Below are 25,315 nucleotides of genomic sequence, written 5' to 3'. Positions count from 1 at the left end.
GGGCAGTTTGGCGGCGTCAGTCCGGCGACGTAACCGTACGAAAGTGCCGAAGCGCCGGGGTGGTCACCGCGATCAGGCCGGTGGCCACGACGGCGGTCGCGCCTCCGATGGCCAACGCCGCGCCGCCCGAGGTGGCCGCCGCGACCAGGCCGGCCCGCAGGTTGCCGATCTGGGGGCCGGCCGCGCCCGCGATGTGTTCCAGCGATGAGATGCGGCCGCGGTAGCCCGGCGGGGTGACGGTCTGGATGACCGTGCCGCGGGAGACCACGGCCCACGTGTCGGCCGCGCCCGCCACGGCCAGCAGGGCCAGCAGCAGCGGCAGGCTCGTGGCCACTCCGGCCGCGCCCAGTGAGACGGCCCAGATCGCGCCGCAGATCAGCAGCAGGCGGCCCGGGCGCAGCTGGCGGGTGGCCAGGCCGGAGAGGATCGAGGCCGCGACCCCGCCCACGGCGACCGCGGTGGTGAACAGGCCCAGGATCTCGGGGCGGCCGCCGAACCTCTCGTCGTTGATCACGGGGAACACGGCTATGGGCATCGCCAGCAGGGTGGCGGCCAGGTCGGCCAGCAGCGCGCCTCGGACCGGGGGCGTCCGGGCCGCGTACGTGAGACCGGCTCTGACGGCCCGGAAACCGGGGGTGCCGGTCGAGGACGGGACAACGGGGGGCAGGCCGGCCAGGCCGATCAGCGCGGCCGTGAAGGAAAAAGTGTCGAAGGCCAGGCACCAGCCGACGCCGGCCACGGCGGTGAGCGCGCCCGCGGCGGCCGGGCCGAGCAGCATCGACAGCTGGAACGACAGGTGGTTGAGGGCCAGGCCGGCGGCGAGGCGCTCGCCGGTGAGCAGCGCGGGCACGAACGTCTGGCGGGCCGGTCCGGCCAGGCCGCCCAGCGACGACTGCACCGCCGCCAGCCCGAGCATGGCCGGCACGCCGCCGAGGTCGGTGAACGCGACCATCGCCATCGCCGCGCAGACCACGATCTGGGCGGCCGTGCAGTTCAGCGCCAGCCGGCGGCGGTCGACGTGGTCGGTGAAGGCGCTGCCGGCCAGGGCCAGCAGGATCAGCGGTACGCCGGTGGCCAGCCCGACCAGGCCGACGGCGGCGGCGCTGTGCGTGCGGTCCCAGACGTAGAAGACGACCGCGAACGCACCGAACTGGCCGCCGAACCCGGACGCGGTCGTGCCCAGCCAGAGGCGGCGGAACGTGCGGTTCTCGCGCAGTGGCCGCAGGTCGGTCAGGACTCGCACGGCAGCGATTCGCGCAGGCGGTCGGTGAACGACCGGGCGGCCAGGAGCGCGCGCAGGTCGGCGGTGACCTGGGTCAACGAGTAGGGCAGCTCGGCGTCGAGCCGGCGCACCGCGGTCTCGGTCGCCCGCCACTCGGCGATCAGGAACGGCATGATCTCGCGGGCCCGGGCCGACAGACCGATTTCCCGCGTACGGGCGTCGGCCCCCACCACGCTCTCGGTGAACCCGGCCCGGGCCATGGCGGCGGCGGTCTGGCTCATGGCCGAGTGCGACACCCCGCGGCGCTCGGCGAGCTGCTTGATGGTCATCGGCCCGAACCGGTGCAGGGCGATGAGCGGCCCGACGAACCGGGTGCGCATGCCCTCGATGCCGGCTTCGGTGTAGAGCGCCGCGATGTCCTGATCGAGCTCGGCCAGCAGCGCGTGCAGGTCGCTCCAGTGGTTGCTGTCGAGAAGGTCCACCGGAGAAATGTAACAGCGCTTATATATCTCCGGTGTACCGCGGTAGCGTGACCACCACGGCGGCCCCCCGGTCTGGCTCGCTCTCGATGTGTATCGATCCGCCGTGGCTGTCGACGATCGCCTTGACGATGCTCAGGCCCAGGCCGGCGCCCTGCACTTCCCGGCGTTCGGCGGCCGCCGAGCGGCGGAACGGCGCCAGCACCCGCTCGCGGTCCTCCGGGCTCATGCCGATGCCGGTGTCGCGGACGACGAGCCGGGCCCGGTCCTCGCCGATGCTCGCACTGACCGTGATGGCTCCGCGCGGCGTGAACTTGACCGCGTTGAGCACCAGGCGTTCCAGCACCTGGGCGAGGCGGGTCTCGTCGGCCTCGACGTACACGGGCCCGGGCACGTCGGCGACGATCTCGAGACCGCGGCTGCGGGCCAGCACGCCGTTGCGGACGACCGCCGCGCGGCACAGCTCGGCCAGGTCCATCACCCGCTTGGACAAGCGGAGGTCGGCCTGGGCGGCCAGCAGCATGTCGTCGACGAGCGCCGTCAGCCGGTCGGAGTTGCGCCGGATCCGGGTCAGGAACTCCTCGCCGGTGGCCGGTTCGAGGTGGTCCTCGGCCAGCATCTCCAGATAGCCGTTGATCGAGGTCAGCGGCGTACGCAGCTCGTGGGTGACCCGGGACAGGAACTCGTCCTTGATCCGGTCGGCGTCACGCAGGCGCTCGTTGGCCGCGTCCAGCCCGCGGGCGAACTGGCGCAGTTCGAGCTGGGCCATGACGTGCCGGGCCAGCGTACGAAGGCCCTGGCACTCGGCCGGGGTGAGCAGGCGCGGCTCGTGGTCGATGACGCAGAGGCTGCCCAGGCGCTCGCCGGACGAGCTGATCAGGGGCGCGCCGGCGTAGAAGACCACGCCCGGCTCGCCGGTGACCAGAGGGTTGTTCGCGAAGCGGGGGTCGAGACGCGCGTCCGGCACCTGCATGACCTCGTCGGCGTGCATGGCGTGGGCGCAGAACGAGTGCTGCCGCTCGATCTCGCACGCCTCGAGGCCGACCACAGCCTTGAGCCACTGCCGGTCGGCGTCGATCAGCGAGACCGCGGCGATCGGCGTGCGGCACAGCTGGGCCGCGAGCACGGCGATGTCGTCGAAGTCGCTCTCGGGAGCGGTGTCCAGCACACGGTAGTTGCGCAGCGCGGCCAGACGCCGCTGCTCGGCGCGCTCCGCAACCATGGTGTCCGACATATGTCCCGCGTCCTTCACAAGTGAAAGGGATTCATCCCGTCACGGGGGAACGGTCGGCCGCAGCCCGCGGGGGCTTAACGTTGAGCCGGGTGCAGGGTGGTGATCACGAGTTGCCTCGCCGGTGCTCGAAAATCAGATAGGTCTCGGTGCCGGCGATCAGGCGCGTGCCGCTGAGGCGCTCGGTGATCACCTCGCGGAGGTCCTCGACATCGGCCGTCGCGACGTGCAGAAGGAAATCGTACGAGCCGGAAACGAAGTACACGTCGCGAACGGCCGGAATGCCGGCCAGCGACTCGGCGAACTTGCCGATGGCGTCGCGCGACTCGGAACGGATCCGCACGGCGATCATCGCCTGGATGGGACGGCCGATCCAGGCCGGGTCGACGTCGGCGTGGAAACCGCGGATCGCGCCGATCTCGCGGAGCCTCCGGACCCGGGTCAAACAGGTGCTCGGGGCGATGCCGACGCGCTCGGCGAGGGCGTTGTTGGGCATGCGCCCGTCGACCTCCAGCAGGGCCAGCAGATCGCGGTCGATGTGATCCAGGCCTCGAAGATCATTCGGTACGTCGGTCATTTTGCCCGGGCCTCTCGCATGTTCTTCCGGCGACGGAGCGTCAGCAGAATCTTATGCGGTTGCGTTGCGCGGAAACTGCACATCGTTCCACAGTCATCCAAAGACGAGAGGACGAGCCATGCAGATCGGCGTGCCCACCGAGATCAAGAACCACGAGTACCGCGTCGCGATCACCCCGGCCGGTGCGGCCGAGTTCGTGCGGCGCGGGCACCGGGTGCTCATCGAGGCCGGCGCGGGTGCCGGCTCGGCCATCACCGACCAGGACTTCGTCGCCGCCGGGGCCGAGATCGCGCCGGACGCCGACACCGTGTGGGCGCGCGCCGACCTCCTGCTCAAGGTCAAGGAGCCGATCGCCGCCGAATACCACCGGCTGCGGGCCGGCCAGGTCCTCTTCACCTATCTGCACCTCGCGGCCGACGCCGACGGCACCAAGGCGCTGCTGGCCAGCGGCACCACCGCCATCGCGTACGAGACCGTGCAGCTCGCCGACGGGTCGCTGCCGCTGCTGGCCCCGATGAGCGAGGTCGCCGGGCGGCTCGCCCCGCAGGTCGGCGCGTACAGCCTCATGCGCAATTCGGGCGGCCGCGGCGTGCTTCCCGGCGGCGTCCCCGGGGTCAGCCCGGCCAAGGTGACCGTCATCGGCGGCGGCGTCTCGGGCGTCAACGCGGCGACCATCGCGCTCGGCCTGGGCGCCGACGTCACCGTGCTCGACCTGAACATCTCGCGGCTGCGGCAGATCGACGCGCAGTTCGGCGGCCGGGTCAAGACGCTGGTCTCGTCCTCGTACGCGATCGAGCAGTCGGCGATCGAGGCCGACATGGTGATCGGGGCGGTGCTCGTGCCCGGGGCCAAGGCGCCGACGCTGGTCTCGAACGAGCTCGTCAAGCGGATGAAGCCGGGCTCGGTGCTCGTCGACATCGCCATCGACCAGGGCGGCTGCTTCGAGGACTCGCGCCCGACCACGCACGAGAACCCGGTCTACAAGGTGCACGAGTCGGTCTTCTACTGCGTGGCCAACATGCCCGGCGCCGTGCCCAACACCTCCACGTACGCCCTGACCAACGCCACCCTCCCGTACGCGCTCAAGCTGGCCGATCTGGGCTGGCGCGACGCCCTGGCGGCCGACCCGGCGCTCGCGCTGGGTCTCAGCACCCACGACGGCCGGCTCACCAACGCGTCCGTCGGCGCCGCGCTGGGCCTGCCCTCGGTCGAGATCGCGTCTGTTCTCTGAGAAGCGGGCCGCCCCTTTTCGCGGGGCGGCCCCTCTCCCCTACAGGTGCCGCTGGATCTGCGTCAGGTCGGCCGCGCTCAGGCGGTCCGAGCTGGTGTTGCGCTGGTGCCAGAACGGGTAGCGCAGCGGCTCCCCGCTCACGTCGTCGAGCGCCTTGACCTCGTCGGCGGTCAGCTCGAGGTCGGCCGCGGCCAGGTTGTCGCGCAGCTGCTCCGGGGTGCGCGCGCCGACGATCAGCGAGGTCACGCCCGGCTTCTGCGCAATGTAGGCCAGCGACACCTGCGCCGCCGACACCCCGTGCGACTCCCCGATCTTCACGGCGAGCTCGATGGTGTCGTACAGCTTGTCCTCGTCGTGGATCGGCGGCTCACTCCACTCGGAGAGGTGGCGGCTGCCCTCCGGGGCCTGCACGCCACGGCGGTACTTGCCCGAGGTCAGGCCGCCGGCCAGCGGGCTCCAGACCAGGATGCCGACGCCCTGGTCGACCGCGGCCGGCACGATCTCGGCCTCGATGTCGCGGCTGACCAGCGAATAGAAGACCTGGGTGCTGGCGAACCGCTCGATCTGCCGGGCGTCGGAGATGCCGAGCGCCTTGACCATCTGCCAGGCGGCATAGTTGGAGCAGCCGATGTAGCGCACCTTGCCGCTGCGTACGAGGTCGTCGAGCGCGGTCAGCGTCTCCTCGAGCGGGGTGTGCCCGTCCCACTCGTGCACCTGGAAGAGGTCGATGTAATCGGTGCCGAGCCGGCGCAGGCTGGCCTCGGCGCCGCGGATGATGTGATGCCGGGAGAGGCCGGCGTCGTTCTGCCCCTCACCCATCGGCATTCGCACCTTGGTGGCGATCAGCACGTCTTCGCGCTTGTCGCCCAGGGCCTCGCCGAGAATCTCCTCACTGAGACCGGCCGAATACACGTCGGCCGTGTCGATCAGGTTGACTCCCGCGTCCCTGGCGATCGCGATCTGCTCCCGCGCCCCCGCCACGTCGATCTTGCCGACCGGGGACGCCCACCCGGTGCCGCCGAAGCCCATGGTGCCCAGGGTGAACGTCGAGACCCTCAGGCCGGTGCGGCCAAGCTGCCGGTACTGCATGTGATTCCTCTTTCCTGCAATTGTTAGCGCTCTCCCACCCTTACCCGCACCAACGCCTCTGTCCACCGGAACGGCAGCTGGCCGATGTGATTTCGGACCACCCCGGCAGACCCCCGCACGAGTGGCACGCGAGATGCCATTTGGCCGTGTTTGTCCTGCTAAATTTTAGGGTCAGATTGTCGACACCGCCGGTGCTCGCATCCTGCGGTCCGAACCATTAGGAATTACAGCCGTGTCGCAGACCGATGGCGCCCTGCCCGTCTCAGGGGTCGGCCGCCGCTTGAGCGCCCCACCGTCGCGTTGCAATACCAACGTCACGTGTCCTGCCGTCTTCGAACTCGAAGACGGCAACTTCATGGTGATCGGAACTCAGCGCACCGAGGAGATGCGCGTTCGCTTGCCCGACGACGCGGGTGTCGCGCCTTTCGAAGGCATCGTGATCATCCCGCGTGACATCATGCTGGCGGTGACGAAGGCCCTGGTGCTGACTCTGCTGGCGGCGATGGTGGGTGCGGTCCTCCCCCGCCTCGGCCTGCCTTCAGGTCGTCGTCGGACCAGCTCCGACTAGCGCCGCCTGCCCTCCACGGAGATTCCGCTTTATCGGGAGGCTCGGCCGAACAAGCCAGCACCGCCTCACACTGCTGCCAGACCTCGTCCACGACGGACACGAAGTCGAGCTGTTCGGAATGATCGACGTAAACGCTTCGCCGGCTGTTCTCCGTCGCTCGCCAGAATTCCCGAACAGCCGGACTGGCGAACAGGTACCGGAGTGTACTGATCATTTGCTCGCGACTGGACCGGCCACTGGAGTAGTCGGTCCATATGTGCTGCAGGATCAGATTTGCGTACATGTGCTGCGATTCAGCCACTGGATCGGAGCCGGCGATGCGAGGCCACACCACCGCCAAATGGGGATTCTCCAGCGCCAAACGGATCAGCTCCACGTGCATTTTTCGCAGATCCAGGTCGGCCCGGCCCTCTTGGATCTTCCGCTGTTGAGCGAGTTCGGCCTTCTGCTCACGCAGGAGCCTGTACTGAGTCGACCAGGTAACGAGCAGCGCGACCACGGCAAGTACTGAGACCAGGGAGTTGACAACCCCGAAGGCCTCACCAACGCTGCTCCACCGACTCCAGGTAAGATCGTCGCCGCGCCGGCCCAGAATCGCGACAAGTCCAATTCCGCCGACTACGGCGATTGCACCCAGCACGAGAACAAGGCCAAGAACCCAAAGCGTCGACCGCATGTACATCGGTGATCTCTCACCGGGAGATTTTTCGCCGCCCCTCATGTCCGCAGCCCCTTCCCTGGCAGAACCGGGCCGCGGTAATTTGCCCACCGCCTGGATCACGGAGCTGGGCGACATTTATTCACGGCTGTAAGAGGATTGTGGCGGGCCGGAACACAGACACGTCAAGCCTCCAACAGATGAGTGAATCTGCCTCATTCTGACAGTTGGCATTTGGCTACATAGCAGTCGGCGAAGCAATACCTGAGCCGCCCAGCGGCGCCGTCCTGCCAATATACGGATCGAGCGTCGGCAATGACACGTCGCGGCAGATCCGCGGGCCAGGGTGCCGGGCGCTACCTTTATCCGGTGATCGTTACAGGTTCGGACGGCACGCGGCTGGAAGTGCGCCGCGCGGGGCGGGGGACGCCGGTTGTGCTGGTGCACGGGTCGGCCGGTGGGCTGGACTCGTGGGAGCCGATCGTGCCGCTGCTCGAGGACCGGTACGAGCTGTGGGCGTACGCGCGCCGGGGTTACGAGCCGAGCGGCCCGTGCCTGCGGCCGAAGACGTTCGCCGACGACGTCGCCGACGTTCGGGCGATCCTGGAAGCCGCCGGTGGGGCGGGGCACGTGGTCGGGGCGTCGTACGGCGCCACCGTCGCGCTGCACGCCGGGCTCACCGACTCGCCGTTGATCAGGTCGATCGCCGTATTCGAGCCGCCGCTGTTCTCGGCCGGTGCGGGGTTGTCGGGTGCGCTGTCGTCGTATCGGACGCTGCTGAACGCCGGGGACCTCGCCGGGGCGGCGCGGGTGCTGGCCGGGGAGGTGGCCCGGGTGCCGGCGGCGATGCTTGCGGCCGTCCCGGCCCCGCCGCTTCCGGAGGCGGTCGGCTGCCTGCACGATCTCGAGGCGATGGCGGCCGACAGCGCGGACATGACCCGGTGGTCGGGCATCCGCAAGCCGCTCCTGCTGATGCAGGGCAGCGAGTCGTGGCCGCCGCTGCCGTCAACCATGGAGTCGCTGGCCGCGGCCCTGCACGCGCCCGGCCGGGTGACGCTGGAGGGCCAGTCCCACTTCGCGACCCACACGGCGCCCGCCCTGTTCGCGGACGCGCTGGCCCAATTTCTCGGCTGACATCGCTACGGGCAGTCGGCGCCTACCCGCACCTCGGCCCGGGCCTCGCGGCCGTTCACGCGCACGATCAGGGGCACGCACATCGGCTCCGGCACGTGGTAGCCGCCCGCGAAGGCCAGCCAGCCCTTGGCGTTCGGGCAGGCGGGGACGCGGATCGTCGGGCCCTCGGGGCCGGGGCTGCCCCAGCCGATGGTGACGTCCGTGGCCGACGGGTCGACGGACAACTCGACCGCGGTGTCCGCGCGGACCAGCAGGCCCGTCTTGGCAAAGAGGCGACCAGGCCGGCCCGGCTCGCCCGCCTCGCTGACCTGCAGTCGTGCGGTGGGCAGGACGACCGCGTCGAGGATCAACCGGCCGCCCTGGGGCTCGCGGCCGCCGATGTCGTGCGCGCAGTCGACCGTGTCGGGCGCACCACTCGCCGTGGCGACGGCGGGCGCCGACGGGGCCGGCACATCAGTTTTGGCCGGCGACCCGCTGCACCCGGTCACCGCGAGCGCGCACAGCACCACCGCGACGATTCTCATGCTTGACCGACACCGCCGGACGGCACTCAGTTCCCCTTCTCCAGGATTTCCTTGAGCCGGGCCAGATCGGCCGCCACCGCCCCGGTGTCCCGCGCGAAATCCTCGTCCGGCACGCCCGGCATCCGGCGCACCGAAAAGACAATTTCCGAGCCTTCCCCGTACGGGACCACACGCAACGGATTGAGGAACTGCTCCCCCGATTCCAGCGTGACGACGTGGTCGAGCACCCCGAATCCGTTCTTCGGCGCGAACTGGACGCGCACCCGGCCCATGCCCTCCGACATCACATACCAGTCGCCGTCGGCCTGCTCGACCGAGCTGCCCAGTCCGGGCGCCCAGGTCGTCAAGTTCGCGGGGTTCGAGACGTACGCGTAAACGTCGTTGGCCGGCCGATCGATGCGCTCGGCCAAGTGGGCCGTATCAGTCGTCATGCCCCCGATCATTGCGTCTCAGTCGAAATGCCGCAGCCCGCCCCACATCTGACTCCACGGAGCGGGAAGGCGCCGGCACACGTACAGGGAAGCCTCGAGCTCCTCGTTGTCGACGCCCGCCTCGTTGGACAGGCGCCCGAGCAGGTCACAGCCGCCGAAGGTCGAGTTGACGCGGAAACTGGGCGCCTGCGACAGCACCACGGCGATCGTCTTGTCGTCCGGCGGCGGCCCGAAATTGGCCAGCTCGTTGTGGCCGCTGTAGACGTTCGGCACGCCGTACCGGTCGAGCGCCCCGGCCTCGCCGTAATTGCCGGTGAAGATCACCGCGCGCCGCTGCTCGTCCGGCGTGAGCGTCGCGAAGGCCTGTTCGACCTGGCTTACGTATTCGGGCCAGCCGACCTGATCGGCCGCCACGACATTGACGTCGGCAATCGGCCCGAGCCGGTTCGCGGGCAGCACCGGCAGCGCGAAGACGACGGCGAAAAGCACATTGAGCACCACCGCCCCGACAAGCAGCTTGCGGCGCCGCCATCGCACCGCGGAAACGGCGCCGACGGCGAACAGCGCGAGCACGAGCCCGGTCGAGTAATAGGGCTGCCCGCCCGTGGCGAAGGTCAGGACCAGCACCAGCCCGTACGCCACCACGAGCGCCCGCAGCGAGCGGTCCTTGACGGCGGTGACAATGCCACTGATGAACACCGGCAGCAACGGGAGACCGACGACCACGAGCTGGATCGGCAGCAGCATGACCCGCGATTCGCCGCCCTTGTTCCCGGCGATCGCACCGGCCATTTTGGCCTGCGGGAAATCGTTGGCCACCTGATAGACGAGATTGGGCAGTCCGATGACGAGCGCGACCCCGGCCCCGATCCAGAGCCATTTCTCGGCCAGTTCCCGGCGGGGCCCGGCGATCAGCAACCCACCCGCCAGACAGAGCAGCAGCAGAACGACCAGGTGCTTGTTGTAGAGGCCCAGCCCGGCGATCACGCCGGCCACCAGCCAGGCCCGCTTCTGCCCGTGCACGATCGCCTTGACCGCGCACAGGATCACGCCCAGCCAGACGACCAGGTCGGTGGTGGCGGTCGACCCCACGTGCGCCCCGGCCAGCGGCAGCGTCCCCGCCGCACCGACCGCCGCCAGCGCCTGCGCCGCCGCTCGCCCGCCGGCCTCCCGGGCGATGGCCGCCATCAGCATCGCCGCCACCGCCGCGAGCAGGGCCGGGAAGATGCGGATCGCCCAGAGGTTGTCGCCGAACAATTCGATTCCGAGCCGGGCGAGCATCGGCGTGAACGGCGGCTGATCCACATAGCCCCACTGCGGGTGCTGCGCGAGCATCCGGAAATACAGCTCGTCCCGGAAATAGTCGTACCGTCCCGCGGTGGCTACGAGCAGCGCGAAGACGCCGCCCGCGACCAGCCCGACCGGCAGCCAGGCCATCGCCGGCCGCTCCCCCGATTGTCCCGCCATCGCACCTTCCCCCGGACGCCGCACAGCCTTCGCCCCGAACTGGTACTCCTTCCGGCCGCGCCGCGCCGCCCCGGCCCGACGATGTCCGACTTGTCGGTCAGGCGGCGAGGCGGAACATCTCGGCGTGGCGCTGCGGGGCCGGCACCCCCAGCGCCTTGAGGCTGCGCAGCACCTCGGTTGTCATCGGGGCCGGCCCGCAGACGAACACGTCCCGCTCGGCGATGTCGGGCACCAGCAGGCGCAGGTTCTCCGGGCCGAACGGACGGTTCTCGCCGCTCGTGCGGCCGGCCAGCACGTGCAGGCGGGCGTTGCGCAGCCGGGCCAGGTTGCGCAGCTCGCCCAGCAGCACGGCGTCGGCCGGGGTGCGTACGCGGTAGAGCACCACGATGTCACCGTCGAGCGTCTCGTCCTCGAAGAGCGCCCGGATCGGGGTCACGCCGATGCCACCGGCGATCAGCACCGTGTCCTGCCGGGTGCGGGCGGCCGCGGTGAAGGCCCCGTACGGGCCCTCGGCGAAGACCCGCGCCCCCAGCGGCAACTCCCGCAGACCCGCGCTGGTGCGGCCGATCGCCTTCGCGGTCAGTCGCAGCGAGTGACCGTCGGGCGCGGCCGACAACGACCACGGGTTCACCTGCCACCAGCGGTTGTGCCCGGGAAAGCGCCACAGGAAGAACTGCCCGGCCCGCGCGTGCAGCTTGTCCAGATGACGCCCCGTCACGTGCACCGAGACCACGTCGTCGGACTCGGCGACCACGGCGGCGACCCGCAGACGGTGCCGCAGATTGCGGGCGAGCGGCAGCAGCAGACGGCCGGTGAGCAGCGCGCCGATGGCAAAGGCCCACAGCCCCCACCAGTACGCCTGGGTGAAGTTGTTGGTCTTGAAGGCGCTGCCCTCGTAGACCTGGTGGATCACGCCGAGCACGGTCACGGCGTAGACCAGCAGATGAATCGTGTGCCAGGCCTCGTACGAGACCCGCCGGCGCGCCGCCCGCACCGAGGTCACCGCGATGACCCCGACCAGCCCGGCCGCGATCATGCCGAGGAGCACGGGCATCTGCCGGGCCAGGTTGGGGACCTCGCTCAGGAACGGGATCTTGTCGAGCCGCGAATACCCGAGCATCACGAATGTCGGATGCAGCAGCACGAGCCAGAAGATGGCGAAACCGGTCCAGCGGTGCCAGGTCGTGAGCTTGTCCATGCCGATGCGGCGGTCCAGAAACGGCAGCCGGGCGATCAGCAGCAGCTGCAACGCCATCACGAACGCGAGGTGCAGGCCGAGAACCCGCCCGATCGTGGTGAGCGTGTTGTGGGCCGGCGTGTTGGGGTGGGCCAGCATCAGCTCGACGACGGCCAGGTTGAGCAGCAGAAAGACCCAGAGCAGCCCGTACGCCGCCCCGGCCTGACCGGTGCGGCGCACGCGCTGCGGGGTTGCGGTGATCATCCGGCCCTCCCGGGAAGTGTGAACCTTCTCTAACGGGCGACCGGGTGATCGCGCAATCACCCACACGACAGGTGGACCGCCAGGGTTCAGCCGGTGGTGCCGGGGTGGCGCGGCCCGGCGATACTTGCGCGTGCGCCCGGGCAGCCGGGTCGGAAGGAGCAAGTAGTGACGCAGCCGGCCAAGCCGACCGACGAGACCCAGCCGATCACCGCCCCGGGGGCCGAGCCCCCCACCGAGGCCCTCGGCATACCGGCGTCTTCGTCGTCGCCCGCGGCCGCCTCCGGGCCCGCCGCGCCGGCGGGGTCCGATCCGGGTTCGCCCGCCTCGGACGATGCCGACCGCACCGCTCCCATGCCGGTCGTGCCGCAGCCCGGCGGGCCTGCTCGGCAGACCGGCGGCGGCTCAGCTCGGACTGCGGGCGGGTCCACTCCGGCAACCGGCGGCCCGGCCGCGGGCGGGTCCACTCCGGCGACCGGCGGCCCGACTGCGGGCGGCTCGACTCCGGCGACCGGCGGCCCGACTGCGGGCGGCTCGACTCCGGCGACCGGCGGCCCGACTGCGGCGGAGAGCAGGTCCACTCCGGCGACCGGCGGGACACATCCGTCGGCTCCTTCGCATTCGGCCCGCCCGAGCGCGGGACCGAACGAAAAGGTGGCGCCCCAGTCGAGGCCGGCACCCACAGCTGGGCCGGCCGAACCGCCGACAGCGCCTTCCGGCGACAGGACGCCCGGCTCGCTTCCCGCACGCACCGGCAAGGCACTTCCGAGGACCCTGGAAGACGCTGACGCCGAGGTGCGCAGGCGGAAGGCGGCAGCCAAACAGCAGGCGTCGCGCAACCCGTCGGCTTCGACTCCCCCGCTCGCTGAGCCGAAGCCGGCCGTGAACCCGCCATCGGCTGACCCGGATCGCACGGCGCCGATCACTTCGCTCCCGGCCGCTCGGGCCGCGGCTCCCGGCGGGGGCGGCCGCACGCTGCTGTCCTCCGCCGCGGATGGCGCCGGGGCTCCACGGTCCAGTGCAACCCCGCAAACCGACGCAGCCTCGCAGCCGCGCGCGGCCGCGCAGGCCGGCACTGCCCCGCAATCAAGCACCTCGCCACAGCCCGGCGCAGCCCCTCACCCCAGGACTGCCCCGCAGCCGAACACTGCCCCCGAGCCCAGCAGCGGCCTGCAATCAAGCACCGACCCTCAGTTCGGCACAGCCCCACAGCCCGGCACCGCCGTGCAGCCCAGCGCAGCCCCACAGTCCAGGACTGCCCCGCAGCCAGGCACCGCCCCACAACCGGGCGCAGCCCCACAGCCCAGGACTACCCCGCAACCCGGCACCGCCGGGCAGCCCAGCACTCCCCCACAGCCAGGCGCTGCCCCTCAGCGCAGGACTTCTCAGCAGCCGAGCACTGCCCCGCAGTCCAGCACCGGCTCGGCGTCGGCGGAGCCGGTTGCCCAGGTGGCGCCTTCCGTGCCGGTGGTTCCGTCGCAGAAGGACGGGCGGAACGTCACCGGGCAGTCCTCGGTCCGGGATGGTGCGGCTGCGGCCGGAGCTGTCGCGGTTCCCGTGGTGCGGCCCAAGCCGGAAGGTGGGGGTGCCCCGAGCGGGCCCGGCCGGGCGTCCATTCCGGCGCCGAGAACTGCTCCGGATCCGTCGCCGGGTCAGTCCGACGCGACGAAAGCCGCACAGTCTCAGCCTGGCGGCGCGGGAATCTATGGCGGAACGAGTCAACCCGTTGCTCAAGCGGCTGTTGCGCCTCCGGTCACTCCGACGATCCCCGGCAATGGACCGTCGCAGACGCGCCCCGGAACCTACGGGCAGACCCCGTCGGCGCCCGCAGCCAAGCCGGAGACCTACGGAACCTCGGCTCCTTCGGCGCCGCCGGGAACGTACGGGAATCCGCCGTCCTCAAAGACGCCGGACAAGGCAACGCCGTCCACATACGGGTCCGCCGCACCGTCGACCGAGCCGGCCGAAAAAGCCAAACCGTCCACCTACGGCACGCGCACCCCGGCGGCGCCACCGGGAACGTACGGGAATCCGCCGGCCACGTATGGGGGCGCCTCGCCGTCGATCGAGCAGGCCGAAAAAGCCAAGCCGTCCACCTACGGCACGCGCACCCCGGCCGCGTACGGGAACCCGCCGTCGTCAAAGGCGCCGGACAAGGCAGCCCCGTCCACGTACGGGTCCGCCGCGCCGTCGACCGAGCCCGCCGAAAAAGCCAAGCCGTCTACCTACGGCACGCGCACCCCGGCCGCGTACGAGAACCCGCCGTCCTCACAGGCGCCGGACAAAGCAGCGTATGGATCCGCTGCACCATCGACCGAGTCGGCCGAAAAGGCGAAGCCGTCCACGTACGGAAATTCGCCGCCCGTGACCTATGGTCGTCCCGCGCCGTCGGGTGGAACCTATGGGGGCGCCACTCCGGTTCCGGCTGCGAAACCGCGCCGGCGCGGGCGTCTCGTTGCTGTTCTTGTCGCTGTTGCGCTGCTGGTGGTGCTTCTTGGCGGCGGCGCGACGGTTCAGCTCACGCGGGACCTGCCCGCGGCGACTCTGGCCACCAATGTGGCCGCGACCATGCGGATTCCCGGCGAAACGGCGAAGCTGCCGTGGCCCGGCAGCGGCTCGGCCGAGCTGATGATCGAGGGGCTGGGGCGGCTGGGCGGGTCGGGCAGTGACACGGCCGCGCCGATCGGGAGCGTTGCCAAGGTCATGACCGCGTACGTGATCCTCAAGAATCATCCGCTCGAAGGCGACGAGGAGGGGCCGTCGCTCACCGTCACCGCCGCTGATGTGGCCGACTACAAGGCGCGGATCGCCAGCAACCAGTCGCTCGTGCCGGTTCGGGTGGGTGAGAAGCTGACCGAGCGGGACGCGATCGAGGCGCTCATGCTGCCGTCGGCCAACAACATCGCGCATCAGCTGGCGATCTGGGATGCCGGGTCGGAGGCGGCGTTCGTCGAGCGGATGAACGCCGCGGCCGACGAGCTGGGCATGACGAAAACCCGGTACACGGACCCCAGCGGCTTTCTGCCGACCACCATCAGCACCGCGTCCGACCAGGTCAAGCTGGGCCGGGCGGTGCTCCGAATGGAGGTCTTCGCCAAGATTGTCGCGCTCGACAGCGCCCGCATCCCGGTGGTCGGCAAGATCCAGAACTACAACGACCTTCTGGGCGTGGAGGGCGTGTTCGGCATCAAGACCGGTTCGACCGACGAGGCGGGCGGCAACCTGCTGTTCTCGGCCTATCTGACCGTCGGCGGCCGCAAGCTCACCGTCGTCGGCGCGGTCTTCAACCAGCCCGGACTGCACACGCCCGAGCAGCTGGCCAACGTCAACCGGGAGGTCCGCGCGCTGCTCCGGGCCGTACGGCAGACGGTCAAGCAGTACACGCTGCTGCCGGCCGACCCGGTGGGCGAGATCCGGTCGGCGTGGGGCGCCACCAGCACGGTCCGCCCGGCGACGCCGCTCAAGGTGGTGGGCTGGCCGGGCATGTCGATCCCGCTCAAGGTCACCACCACGGCCCCGGGCGCCACGGTCACGGCGGGTCAGCCGGTCGGCACGGTGCAGGCGGCCGGCGTACGGGTGGACCTGCGCTCCGACGCGGCGATCGCCGAGCCGTCCGTGTGGTGGCGACTGAGCCGGACGAGCTGAGCGGGGTCAGCGGTCGAGGGAGCGCAGCACCGCGTCGGTCACGGCGCCGTAGACGAGGTGCGGCACCAGGTCGGTCAGCCAGTCGGCGGCCGACCAGGTGCGCGGGTCGGTGACGTCGAGGGCGGCCATCGGCAGGTTGGTCAGTGCCATGGTGGTGACCCCGATGAGCAGGGCGTCGAGCGGGGCGGGCGGGCGGACACCGGCGCGGCGCAGCAGACCGAAGGCGGCGCCGATGCCGACGCCGGTGACGATGCCGGTCAGGCTGCCCAGGGCGGCCACCCGGTGTTCGCGGGTCTCGCCCTCGCCGGGGACCGGGAGGACCGCTTCGATGGTTTCCTCGGGCGTGTTGCTGGCGGCCCGGCCCCGCACGGCCATGTCGAGGTAGGTGACGGCGTTGAGGGCGGCCGTGCCCGCGGCCCCCGCCGCCGCGCCGGCCAGAATTCCGGTACGCATGGCAACAACCGTGCCCGCCCAGCCGGTCGTCAAACCCGCGCCCCGGCCTGGCGGTTGACCAGAACGCGGCCGAACACCAGCGTGACCACCCCGGCCAGCACCACGCTGAGCAGGCCGACCCGCAGGCTGGAGAGGTCGGCCACGAAACCGACCAGCGGCGGGGAGAGCAGGAAGCCGCCGCGCAGAAGCCAGCTGACGATGGTCAAGCCGGCGCCGGGGGCCAGGCCGGGAAGTTCGTCGGCGGTGTGCATGGCCGCCGGGACCAGGGTGGCCGCGCCCAGGCCGGCCAGGACGAACCCGCCGAGCGCGGTGGGCACCGAGGGGAAGGCGAGCGCCGCGCCCATGCCGACGGCGGTCACGGCGCCGCCGACGCGGACCACGGTGCGCTGGCCGAACCGGTCGACGACCCGGTCGCCGAGGAGCCGGCCGATGGTCATGGCGGTCTGCAGGGCCACGACGGCCAGCCCGGCGGTGGCGGCGCCGGTGTGCAGGTCGTCGGTGAAGTACAGGGCGCCCCACGAGGAGCCGGCGTCCTCGACCAGGGCCCCGGCGGCTGCGAGCACACCGAGGGCGGCCAGCATGCGAAGGGCGACGCCGGTGAGGCGCCTGCGGGGTGCCGCGGCCGGCGGTTCGGTGCGTTCGGCGTCCTCGGCGCCGGGCAGCAGGAACCGGAAGGCGACCAGGGCGACCGCGCTGAACAGGACGGCCGAGATGGTCAGGTGCACGCTCAGCGGGATGGAGAGGCCGGCGGCGGCCGAGCCCATCAGACCGCCGAGCACGGCGCCGATGCTCCAGACACCGTGCAGCGAGTTGAGGATTGAGCGGCCGTAGAGGCGCTGGACCCGCAGGCCGTGGGCGTTCTGGGCGACGTCGACGACCGAGTCGAGCGCGCCGACCAGGAACAGGGCGCCGGCGAAGACCAGCCAGTGCGGCGCGAACGGGATGGCCAGGGCGGCCACGGTGGTGATGACGATGCCGAACGCGGCGACCCGGGCCGAGCCCAGCCATCGGATGGCCGCGCCGGCCAGCAGTCCGGCGAGCAGGGCGCCGATCGGCATCGCGGCCAGGGCCGTGCCGAACACGACGTTGCTCACGCCGAGGTCGGCCTTGATCTGCGGATATCGCGGCACGACGTTGAAGATCACCGCGCCGTTGGTGAGAAACAGGGCCGCAACAGCGGCGCGCGCCTTCCGCGGAGGCGCGGCAGCCAGGGTCGTCATGCGTACGAGCGTACATATGGTGTGTACGCACGTACATAGCCGCGGTCAGGTGTGAGCGAAACCTCTCAGCGCGGCGTCGACGTCGGCGTCGGTGAGCTGGGCGAAGTCCTCGTACCACTGGCCGACCGCGCGGAACTCGGCCGGCGCGCTCAGGCAGATCACCGCGTCCGCGTCCGCGTTCAGGGCGTCCCGGGCCTGCGGCGCGCACACGGGCGCGGCGAAGACCAGCCGTTGCGGGTGCCGGCCGCGCAACCACCGCAGGGCGGCCCGCGCCGTCACACCGGTGGCCAGCCCGTCGTCGACCACCACGACCTCGCGGCCGGTCGGGTCGGGCGCGGGCCGGTCGCCCCGGTATTCGCGAAGGCGGCGGGCCAGCTCGGCGCGTTCGGCGGCGATTGCCTCCTCGAACTCGGCCGGCTCGAGACCCTCGTCGAGAACCGGCGGCCCGTCCTCGGCGACCGCCCCCACCCCGACCTCGGGCCGGCCGGGCGCCCCGATCTTGCGGGCGATCACCAGGTCGAGCTCCCCGCCGACGCGGGCCGCGACCCGTACGGCGACGGGAACGCCCCCGCGCGGCAGGGCGAGCACGAGCGGGGCGGGCCCGGGCCGCTTACGCACCTGATCGGCGACCGCCTCGGCCAGCAGGCGTCCGGCCTCGTCCCGGTTCGGGAAGATCATCGGCATGGATCAGGCGTACCCACGAGAGGCACGCCCTATACGTCCGATTACTGAGAGGGACCACGATCGGGCCGCTCCGCGTGCCGACGGTGTGCGCAGTCAGGCCCACGAGGCGATGTCGCAGGCGGCCAGGACGATGACGGTCGCCGCGGCCACCAGCGTCGCGCCGATGACCAGCGGTCTGCGCCGGTGGGTGACCGATTGCGCCGGCATGTCGGTGGCGGCCGGGACGGCGTCCAGCATGCGGACGATCCGGGCGGTGGTGCGGACCCGGCAGCGGGCGTTCATCCAGTAGCCGCGCGAGGTGTACTCCATGATCGGCGAGTCGACGCGGATGTCGACGAAGTCGCCGTTGCGCAGCCGCAGCCGTACGTCCAGTTGGCTGTGCTCGAACTCGCCGATCAGCGCGCGGGGAACGCTGGAGCGCCGGAACGCCGTGTCGATGTGCAGGTGGTGCGGGGTGACCACGAACCGCGCGGCCGGGCCCAGCACCAGCCCGAAGGTGATCAGAGCTAGGCCGATCGACCAGATGATCAGGAATCCGTCGGCGGCGGCGAGGAACAGCCCGCCGAGGACGACGGCGACGAGCGGGACACCGCTGCTGCGCATCGCCACCCGGCGACGAGCCGTTCCGGTCGCGGGTCCGGGCTGGGCCAGCGGCACCGGCGCGTACCGCAGCTCCAGCGCCGATCCCAGCCGCCCGGCGAACGCGACGAACAGGACGACCACCGCCACCACGACGACGTGCCCGGTCCACGGCACGACCAGGGACAACCCGAGCAGCGCCACACCGACGGCCGCGGCGGCGACGGTGAGCGGCCAGGTCCAGATCAGCGCGTCGTTGTCGTGCAATTCGATCTCCAACCGGCACCTCCTCGCTTCATGATCGGCGCGAGGCGCAACCTCCGGGGCCGGACTAGGGTGATGGCCATGGTGGACCCGCGGCGGCACGTTCCGCGCACCGACGTGGTGCTGGCCGATCCCCGTCTCGCGGCCGCGATCGAGACCGAGGGCCGGGCGGCGGTCAAGGCCGCGGTCGTGGCCACTCTTCAGCGCGTACGGGACGGGGTCCTGAAGCCGGACGAGGTGGTCGACGCCGCGCTGGCCGGCCTGCCCGGCGGGCTCCGGCCGGTGCTCAACGCGACCGGGGTCGTCCTGCACACCAACCTGGGCCGCGCCGCGCTCTCCGCCGCCGCGCGCGAGGCTGTGGTCGCCGCGGCCGGGCACACCGACGTCGAGCTCGATCTGGCCACCGGGCGCCGGGCCAAGCGGGGCCGCACGGCGCTGGCCGCCCTGCAACGCGCCATCCCGGCCGCCGAGGACGTGCACGTGGTCAACAACGGCGCGGCCGCGCTGGTGCTGGCGGCCACGGCGCTGGCCGGCGGCGGTCGCGAGATCATCGTCAGCCGCGGCGAGATGGTGGAGATCGGCGACGGCTTCCGGCTGCCCGACCTGCTCGAGTCGACCGGCGCCCGGCTGCGCGAGGTCGGCACGACCAACCGCACCTCGCGGGCCGACTACGAGCGGGCGATCGGCCCGCACACCGGTTTCATCCTCAAGGTCCACCCCTCCAATTTCGTCGTACGGGGTTTCACCAGCGCCGCGTCGATCCCCTCGCTGGCCGGTCTCGGGGTGCCGGTGGTGGCCGACATCGGTTCCGGGCTGCTCGCCCCCGACCCGTTGCTGCCGGCGGAACCCGACGCGGCCACCACGCTCAACGAGGGCGCCGCCCTGGTCATCGCCAGCGGCGACAAGCTGCTCGGCGGTCCCCAGGCCGGCCTGCTGCTGGGCACGGCCACGCTGATCGCCCAGCTGCGCCGGCATCCGCTCGCCCGTGCCCTGCGCGTCGACAAACTCACCCTGGCCGCCCTGCAGGCCACCCTCACCGGCCCGTCCACGCCGACGTGGGACGCGCTGCGGATCGCTCCCTCCGTTCTGCGGGAACGCACCTCGCGGGTCCTGGCCCGGCTGACCGCCGCCGACATCCCGGCCGAGCTCGTCGAATCGGGCGCGGTCGTGGGCGGCGGCGGAGCCCCCGAGGTCACGCTCCCCTCGTGGTCGCTGTCACTGCCTTCCCCGTACGCGGCCCCGCTGCGTTCCGCCCCCACGCCCGTGGTCGGCCGGGTCGAACGGGACAGGCTGCTGCTCGACCTGCGCTGCGTCCCGCCGGAGTCCGACAGCGTGCTGGCCGACATGGTCGTCGCCGTGTCCCCGCAGGCGGACTGACATGCACGTCGTGGCCACCGCCGGGCACGTCGACCACGGCAAGTCGACGCTCGTGCGGGCGCTGACCGGCATGGAACCCGACCGCTGGGCCGAGGAGCGCCGCCGCGGCATGACGATCGACCTCGGGTTCGCGTGGACGACGCTGGCCTCGGGCGAGACCGTGGCCTTCGTCGACGTCCCCGGCCACGAGCGTTTCGTCCCGAACATGCTCGCCGGCCTGGGCCCGGTCCCGGCCGCGATGATCGTGGTCGCCGCCGACGAGGGCTGGATGCCACAGTCGGCCGAGCATCTGGCCGCGCTGGCCGCCCTCGACGTACGGCACGGCCTGCTCGTCGTGACCCGCCGCGACCTGGCCGACCCCGGCCCGGCCACGGAGGCCGCCCTGGCCGAGATCGCCGCGACCCCGCTCGGCGTGGTCCCGGCCGTGGCCGTGAGCGGCGTGACCGGCGAGGGCCTGGACCAGTTGCGCACCGCCCTCGACTCCCTGGTGGCGTCGTTACCCGTCCCCGACACGTCGGCGCCCGTACGGCTGTGGATCGACCGGTCCTTCACGGTCAAGGGCGCCGGCACGGTCGTCACCGGCACGCTGGGCGCCGGCACGCTGCGGGCGGGCGACGAGCTGATGCTGGGCGGCGCCACGGTCCGCGTACGGGGCCTGCAGTCTCTCGGTCAGCCCGCCGGCTCGGTCGCCGCCGTTGCGCGTGTGGCCGTCAACCTGCGCGGCACCGCCCGGGACGACGTGGGCCGCGGCGACGCCCTGCTGACCCCCGGCCGTTTCCGCCCCACCGACCTGATCGACATCCGCCTGCACGGCGACCCGGTGGCGAGCCTCCCGGCCACGATGACGCTGCATGCCGGGTCGGCCGCGGTTCCCGTACGCGTCCGCCCGCTCGGGGCCGACACCGCGCGGCTCCGCCTCGAACAGCCGCTCCCCCTGCGCATCGGCGACCGCCTGCTGCTGCGCGACCCCGGCCGGCACCACGTGGCCGGCGGCGTGACCGTCCTCGATGTGGCACCGCCCGGCCTCAAGCGCCGGGGTGCCGCCGCGGCCCGGGCGGCCGTCCTGACCAGCATGGACGGCCACCCCTCCCTGGCCGGGGAACTCGCCCGCCGCCTCCTGCTGCGTGCCCCCGACCTGGCCGCCATGGGCGTCCCCCTCCCCTCGCCCACGACCGGCTCCGCCGCCTCGCCCGTCGCCGGTGACTGGTACGCCGATCCGGCTTACTGGGCGTCCCTGGGCGAGCGGCTGCCGGCGGAGGTGGTGGCCTATCAGCGGGAGCATCCGCTGGAGCCCGGCATGCCCGTCGAAGCCCTGCGGCACCGCCTCGGCCTGCCCGAGCGCCCGCTCGTGACCGCGCTCGTCCGGGCCCCGCTGACCGTCCGCGCCGGCCGGGTCGCCGCGGGCGCCGCGGGCCCGCCCGACGAACTGGTCGCGCTGGTGGCCAAGGCCTTCGACGGTCTGGGCCCGTTCGCCGCCCCCGAGGCCAACAACCTGACCGCCCTGGGCCTGGGCCCCCGCCAGCTGGCCGCGGCCGCCCGGACCGGCCTGGTCATCCAGCTCGCTCCGCAGGTGGTGCTGGCCGCGGGCGCGGCTGACGCCGCCGCCGTGGCCCTGGCCGCCCTGCCCCAGCCGTTCACCCTGAGCGAGGCTCGGCGCGCCCTCGATACCACCCGCCGGGTGGCCGTGCCGCTCCTCGAACTCCTGGACCGTCGCAACCTCACGGAACGCCTCCCCGACGACCGCCGCCGGGTCACCGGGCAACAGCCGTGACTTCCACCTCCAGCACCGCTCCGGGCAGGAAGAGCCTGCTCACCTCCACGGTCGTGCTGGCCGGTGGGTTCTGGCCGGAAGCCGGGAAGAGGCGGCGGCGGACGGACCCGTAGGCGGGCAGGTCGTCGAGGCTCGTCATGAACGTCCGGATGTGCAGCACGTCGGCCAGGCCGGAACCGTGGGCCTCGAGCAGACCGGCGACGATCTCGAAGATGCGATCGGCCTGCTTCCCCGCGTCGCCGGGGGCCACCACTTCGCCGTCGTCGTCCACCGCCACCTGCCCGGCCAGCATCAGCAGCGCGCCGCCACCGGGCAGGTCGATGCGGGCCACGTGGGCGAAGCGGTCGGCGAACGGGGCGGCCACCGTGGCCGGATTGTCGAGCGTCATGTGCACCATGCCGACGACGCTAGAGCCGTCAGATCCATGCGACCAGCGAATGTCATGCATGTCTGCCATGCTGTCGCGTCATGGATACCGGGCTGCTGGAAGTGTTCCGCACCGTCGCCCACGCCGGCTCGATCACCGCGGCCGCGCGGCGACTGCAGTACACGCAGTCCGCGGTGTCCCGGCAGATCGCCGCCCTGGAGGCCGAGATCGGTTCGCTGGTCTTCGACCGCCGGCCGCGCGGCGTCACGCTGACCGAGGAGGGCCGCGCCCTGCTCCCGCACGCCGACGCGATCCTCGACCGGCTCAGCGCCGCCCGCCGCGCCGTCGACGACCTGCGCTCGGCGGGCACGGGCCGGCTGCGCGTAGGTGCTTTCCCGACGGCCGTCGCGGCGCTCGTTCCTGGGGCGCTGTCGCACTTCCGGGTGGCGTACGGGGAAATTGCCTTGAGTCTGGTCGAGGGCCTGACCCCCAAGCTGCTGGAGAGGCTGGCCGCGGGCGACGCCGACGTGGCGATCGTGAGCGAGTCCCCCGCCGGCCCGATCGACACCACCCGTTTCGAACTGCACCACCTGCTCGACGAACGCCTCCTGGTGGCCGTCGCCCGCAACCACCGCCTGGCCCGCCGCCGCACGGTCCGCCTGTCGGAACTGGCCGACGACCCGTTCATAGCCGGCTCCGCCGACGCCGAGTCCACCTTGCTGCGCGCGGCCCTGCCCACAGGTTTCCACCCCCGAATCGACATCGTGGCCGCCGAATGGACCGGCAAGCTGGGCTGCGTGGCCGCCGGCCTGGGCGTCGCCTTGGTGCCGGCCCTGGCCATGCGAGGCAAACCGGCCGACGTGGCCCTGCTGCGCCTGCACCGGGACGACGAGCCCACCCGCCGCATCTACGCCGCCACCGCCGCGGGCCGCACCCGGCCGGCCACAGTCGACCGCTTCCTGCCGTTCCTGCACGCCGCCATCGACCCGGCCTGGACCCGGTGAGCGAGACTGAGAACCATGCCGGGACTAGAGGTTGCTGCGCTCACTTGGGTCGCCGATCTTCTGCGCGGTGTAGCCGAGTCGGCTCTCAACGACCGGCTGAAGCGCCGGAGAGGACCCGACAAGGCTCGCAACCTGGCGTACGACCTGCATCGAGCACTCGGCGAAGTGAAGACGCGGAGCGAGGATTTTGTCCGGGTCCTGGGAATTCTGGCGGAGGCCGATGACGACGAAACCTACGAACGCGCGCTGGGTCGAGATCTCTATCCGGCGGACTGGACGCACGGGATGCTTCAGTCCGCCATGCACAAACTGGTAGGAGCGCTTCAGGAACTGTCCCGCGCCCTGTCCGCCATCGATCCGCAGCTTTCTGTCCACGCGCCCGAGCTGGCGGAACGAGCAGCGGACGCGTACGCGTCTCGTGCCGCAGTGGTCCGGTCGGCCGCGGAGATACTCGTGGCGCAAATGGAGGCCCACGCATCCAGGGAAGCATTCCGGGTAGTGCGGGGTCAGGCGCTTTTCGCACTCCGGAAAATCGAAGATGCCTCATCCCGCATGCGTAAATTCATCGCCGAGGAGTTCTCGTTCAAGGAAGGATTCTGAGTCTCCTGCGGACGCTGGTTGGCGGAGGCGGACGGGAATCGAACCCGCCTGGCCCGGATGCCGGGCCACACCGGTTTTGAAGACCGGACTCCACACTGGGATTTACCTGCGGTAACGCAACGATTCGAGCATTCGTTGCCACGGATTTGCCGCGGACAGTCGAGGGATCGATTTGACCTCCCGGCGCCAGCCGCCCCGCCTGGCCCGAACCTGGCGCGCGACCACACAGGTCACGCGGTGCCGCCCGCGCGGACAGGCAGCACATCAGGGCGTTCATTGCTACGTCCCGTCGATGACCGAACATCCTGTCACGGATTTGGTACGCGCCAGGTCTACCAACAGCCACCTTGGTGATAACCCAGATACCCGCGATCGAGGACTCGGCGACACGGTTGAAACAAGTCACGCATGAGCTCAGACGACCCGTAGTCGCACCACTAGGCCTTGCGGGGTTTGGTCGGTTGCTGTACTCCGCTGCTGTACAGCAACCGACCACTGCCTGCCGTCCGAGTCGGCTATTAGCGAGTTACATAGATACCTACCACCACGACGGTGACGGTCACGATCAACCCAAAAATCGAGATCGCGAGATAGGCGAGTCCGGCCGGGACGGCGCCGAAGGCTGCCGCGCCAAGGATGAGCGTCAGTCCTCCGCCCGAAGCGCCAGCAACGGCGAGTGCTTTCTTGATCACTCCTGCGTGATGGCTGGGATCTTTCTGGTGTTGACCGGATGGGCTCGATACGGTAGTCACGTTGTTCCTCTCTGATGCGGACCGTTCGTGTGGCCGTTCTTGGGTGGAGCAGCACGGCGGCCCGTTTTCGCAGAGCGGGCCGCCACCGGAGTTCTTAGTTGCTACGACCTGTTCTACCGCCTGTTTTCGACGAGGGATCTTGCTTCGCTCCTCGTGTCGGGGATTTTCGAATGGGCGGTGTCATCCACGGTTACCGAAGATGTCCGGTTTCGTTGTGTAGGGCGCGCTTTGCGACGTGCGACGCAAATCACTCGAAGGCAGCCCTGACAGCATTGACAGTTGTGTTGATCAAGCGGGCTAAGCAACAGCGTGAGATTGTGCCCCAGCTACGGATGCACGTGCATCCGCACATCCATTTGCAAGTGCGTCCCTTGTGGAGACCTCAGCATGCTAGCGCAAACCCCGCCCGCTCGTAACTCATCGAAGTGTCACTTAGGGTGACATCTTTGAGTGACTGGATGATCACAGATGCAGCGTCAGTTTCCTTCAATCGCGCTGCCCTAGGGCCGTTTAGTGTGCACCAAGAAGTGTCATACCAAACGGCGGGGGC

Annotated in this window: 24 protein-coding genes and 1 tRNA gene; 8 read left to right on the top strand and 17 right to left on the bottom strand. The window is 71.1% G+C overall.

What is annotated here, in order from left to right; genetic code table 11:
• Positions 1-16 precede the first annotated feature (16 nt).
• From ACZ3I4_RS22940 to ACZ3I4_RS22925, 4 genes are all read right to left on the bottom strand, one after another.
• Positions 17-1,243 (bottom strand): MFS transporter, encoded by a 1,227-nt coding sequence (locus ACZ3I4_RS22940; protein WP_465384027.1) that lies wholly within the window; start codon positions 1,241-1,243, stop codon positions 17-19.
• Positions 1,231-1,704 (bottom strand): MarR family transcriptional regulator, encoded by a 474-nt coding sequence (locus ACZ3I4_RS22935; RefSeq protein ID WP_465384026.1) that lies wholly within the window; start codon positions 1,702-1,704, stop codon positions 1,231-1,233. The genes ACZ3I4_RS22940 and ACZ3I4_RS22935 overlap by 13 nt, the downstream gene beginning before the upstream one ends.
• 19 nt (positions 1,705-1,723) lie before the next feature.
• On the bottom strand, positions 1,724-2,935 hold the full coding sequence (locus ACZ3I4_RS22930) for a GAF domain-containing sensor histidine kinase (RefSeq protein ID WP_465384025.1): 1,212 nt from the start codon (positions 2,933-2,935) through the stop codon (positions 1,724-1,726).
• Positions 2,936-3,038: 103 nt separating this feature from the next.
• Positions 3,039-3,509 carry an Lrp/AsnC family transcriptional regulator gene (locus ACZ3I4_RS22925; protein WP_465384024.1) on the bottom strand — a complete coding sequence of 157 codons (471 nt, stop codon included), beginning with the start codon at positions 3,507-3,509 and terminating at the stop codon, positions 3,039-3,041.
• Positions 3,510-3,627: 118 nt separating this feature from the next.
• On the opposite strand from ACZ3I4_RS22925, the gene ald reads away from it, so the two are divergent.
• Entirely contained in the window at positions 3,628-4,740 is a 1,113-nt protein-coding gene (ald, locus tag ACZ3I4_RS22920) for an alanine dehydrogenase (protein WP_465384023.1), read from the top strand.
• Positions 4,741-4,779: 39 nt separating this feature from the next.
• Here ald and ACZ3I4_RS22915 read toward each other — a convergent pair whose 3' ends face one another.
• On the bottom strand, positions 4,780-5,829 hold the full coding sequence (locus ACZ3I4_RS22915) for an aldo/keto reductase (protein WP_465384022.1): 1,050 nt from the start codon (positions 5,827-5,829) through the stop codon (positions 4,780-4,782).
• A 232-nt stretch (positions 5,830-6,061) separates the two neighbouring features.
• Between ACZ3I4_RS22915 and ACZ3I4_RS22910 the strand changes: the two genes are divergently transcribed.
• Complete coding sequence (locus tag ACZ3I4_RS22910) at positions 6,062-6,397, top strand: hypothetical protein (RefSeq protein ID WP_465384119.1); 336 nt, start codon at positions 6,062-6,064, stop codon at positions 6,395-6,397.
• Here ACZ3I4_RS22910 and ACZ3I4_RS22905 read toward each other — a convergent pair.
• The gene (locus ACZ3I4_RS22905) at positions 6,285-7,073 is read right to left on the bottom strand and encodes a DUF6082 family protein (RefSeq protein ID WP_465384117.1); all 789 of its coding nucleotides are present in this window, start codon (positions 7,071-7,073) and stop codon (positions 6,285-6,287) included. The genes ACZ3I4_RS22910 and ACZ3I4_RS22905 overlap by 113 nt on opposite strands.
• A gap of 351 nt (positions 7,074-7,424) precedes the next feature.
• On the opposite strand from ACZ3I4_RS22905, the gene ACZ3I4_RS22900 reads away from it, so the two are divergent.
• Entirely contained in the window at positions 7,425-8,189 is a 765-nt protein-coding gene (locus ACZ3I4_RS22900) for an alpha/beta fold hydrolase (RefSeq protein ID WP_465384021.1), read from the top strand.
• Between the two features lie 5 nt (positions 8,190-8,194).
• Here the strand turns inward: ACZ3I4_RS22900 and ACZ3I4_RS22895 are convergent, their stop codons facing one another.
• The 4 genes from ACZ3I4_RS22895 to ACZ3I4_RS22880 form a co-directional block, all read right to left on the bottom strand.
• A complete protein-coding gene (locus ACZ3I4_RS22895) occupies positions 8,195-8,713 on the bottom strand; it encodes a hypothetical protein (protein ID WP_465384020.1) in 519 nt (172 codons plus the stop codon).
• Between the two features lie 26 nt (positions 8,714-8,739).
• Positions 8,740-9,144, bottom strand: a complete 405-nt coding sequence (locus tag ACZ3I4_RS22890) for an SRPBCC family protein (protein ID WP_465384019.1) — start codon at positions 9,142-9,144, stop codon at positions 8,740-8,742.
• A gap of 18 nt (positions 9,145-9,162) precedes the next feature.
• On the bottom strand, positions 9,163-10,611 hold the full coding sequence (locus ACZ3I4_RS22885) for a glycosyltransferase family 39 protein (RefSeq protein WP_465384018.1): 1,449 nt from the start codon (positions 10,609-10,611) through the stop codon (positions 9,163-9,165).
• Positions 10,612-10,708: 97 nt separating this feature from the next.
• Positions 10,709-12,052 carry a ferredoxin reductase family protein gene (locus tag ACZ3I4_RS22880; RefSeq protein WP_465384017.1) on the bottom strand — a complete coding sequence of 448 codons (1,344 nt, stop codon included), beginning with the start codon at positions 12,050-12,052 and terminating at the stop codon, positions 10,709-10,711.
• A 2,484-nt stretch (positions 12,053-14,536) separates the two neighbouring features.
• Between ACZ3I4_RS22880 and ACZ3I4_RS22875 the strand changes: the two genes are divergently transcribed.
• Complete coding sequence (locus ACZ3I4_RS22875; RefSeq protein WP_465384016.1) at positions 14,537-15,694, top strand: D-alanyl-D-alanine carboxypeptidase family protein; 1,158 nt, start codon at positions 14,537-14,539, stop codon at positions 15,692-15,694.
• A 6-nt stretch (positions 15,695-15,700) separates the two neighbouring features.
• Here ACZ3I4_RS22875 and ACZ3I4_RS22870 read toward each other — a convergent pair whose 3' ends face one another.
• The 4 genes from ACZ3I4_RS22870 to ACZ3I4_RS22855 form a co-directional block, all read right to left on the bottom strand.
• Positions 15,701-16,147, bottom strand: coding sequence for a hypothetical protein (locus ACZ3I4_RS22870; protein WP_465384015.1), 447 nt, complete (start codon positions 16,145-16,147; stop codon positions 15,701-15,703).
• A 29-nt stretch (positions 16,148-16,176) separates the two neighbouring features.
• A complete protein-coding gene (locus ACZ3I4_RS22865) occupies positions 16,177-17,367 on the bottom strand; it encodes an MFS transporter (RefSeq protein WP_465384014.1) in 1,191 nt (396 codons plus the stop codon).
• Between the two features lie 45 nt (positions 17,368-17,412).
• Positions 17,413-18,051, bottom strand: a complete 639-nt coding sequence (locus ACZ3I4_RS22860; protein ID WP_465384013.1) for a phosphoribosyltransferase — start codon at positions 18,049-18,051, stop codon at positions 17,413-17,415.
• A 93-nt stretch (positions 18,052-18,144) separates the two neighbouring features.
• A complete protein-coding gene (locus tag ACZ3I4_RS22855; RefSeq protein ID WP_465384012.1) occupies positions 18,145-18,909 on the bottom strand; it encodes a hypothetical protein in 765 nt (254 codons plus the stop codon).
• Between the two features lie 60 nt (positions 18,910-18,969).
• Here ACZ3I4_RS22855 and selA point away from each other — a divergent pair, with 60 nt between their 5' ends.
• Complete coding sequence (selA, locus tag ACZ3I4_RS22850; protein WP_465384011.1) at positions 18,970-20,271, top strand: L-seryl-tRNA(Sec) selenium transferase; 1,302 nt, start codon at positions 18,970-18,972, stop codon at positions 20,269-20,271.
• Between the two features lies 1 nt (position 20,272).
• On the top strand, positions 20,273-22,042 hold the full coding sequence (selB, locus tag ACZ3I4_RS22845; protein ID WP_465384010.1) for a selenocysteine-specific translation elongation factor: 1,770 nt from the start codon (positions 20,273-20,275) through the stop codon (positions 22,040-22,042).
• Here the strand turns inward: selB and ACZ3I4_RS22840 are convergent.
• A complete protein-coding gene (locus ACZ3I4_RS22840; protein WP_465384009.1) occupies positions 22,023-22,439 on the bottom strand; it encodes a RidA family protein in 417 nt (138 codons plus the stop codon). The genes selB and ACZ3I4_RS22840 overlap by 20 nt on opposite strands.
• Positions 22,440-22,510: 71 nt before the next feature.
• Here ACZ3I4_RS22840 and ACZ3I4_RS22835 point away from each other — a divergent pair, with 71 nt between their 5' ends.
• Positions 22,511-23,413: a LysR family transcriptional regulator gene (locus ACZ3I4_RS22835; protein WP_465384008.1), complete on the top strand. Its 903-nt coding sequence runs from the start codon at positions 22,511-22,513 to the stop codon at positions 23,411-23,413.
• 15 nt (positions 23,414-23,428) lie between these two features.
• Positions 23,429-24,013: a hypothetical protein gene (locus ACZ3I4_RS22830; RefSeq protein WP_465384007.1), complete on the top strand. Its 585-nt coding sequence runs from the start codon at positions 23,429-23,431 to the stop codon at positions 24,011-24,013.
• Positions 24,014-24,032: 19 nt separating this feature from the next.
• Here ACZ3I4_RS22830 and ACZ3I4_RS22825 read toward each other — a convergent pair.
• Together ACZ3I4_RS22825 and ACZ3I4_RS22820 are read right to left on the bottom strand one after the other, a co-directional pair.
• Positions 24,033-24,123, bottom strand: a tRNA-Sec gene (locus ACZ3I4_RS22825).
• Between the two features lie 408 nt (positions 24,124-24,531).
• Positions 24,532-24,765, bottom strand: coding sequence for a hypothetical protein (locus ACZ3I4_RS22820; RefSeq protein WP_465384006.1), 234 nt, complete (start codon positions 24,763-24,765; stop codon positions 24,532-24,534).
• Positions 24,766-25,315: the final 550 nt, after the last annotated feature.

This window comes from Actinoplanes sp. NPDC021490 (assembly GCF_055562135.1).
This window is presented reverse-complemented; position numbering and strand designations above follow the sequence as displayed.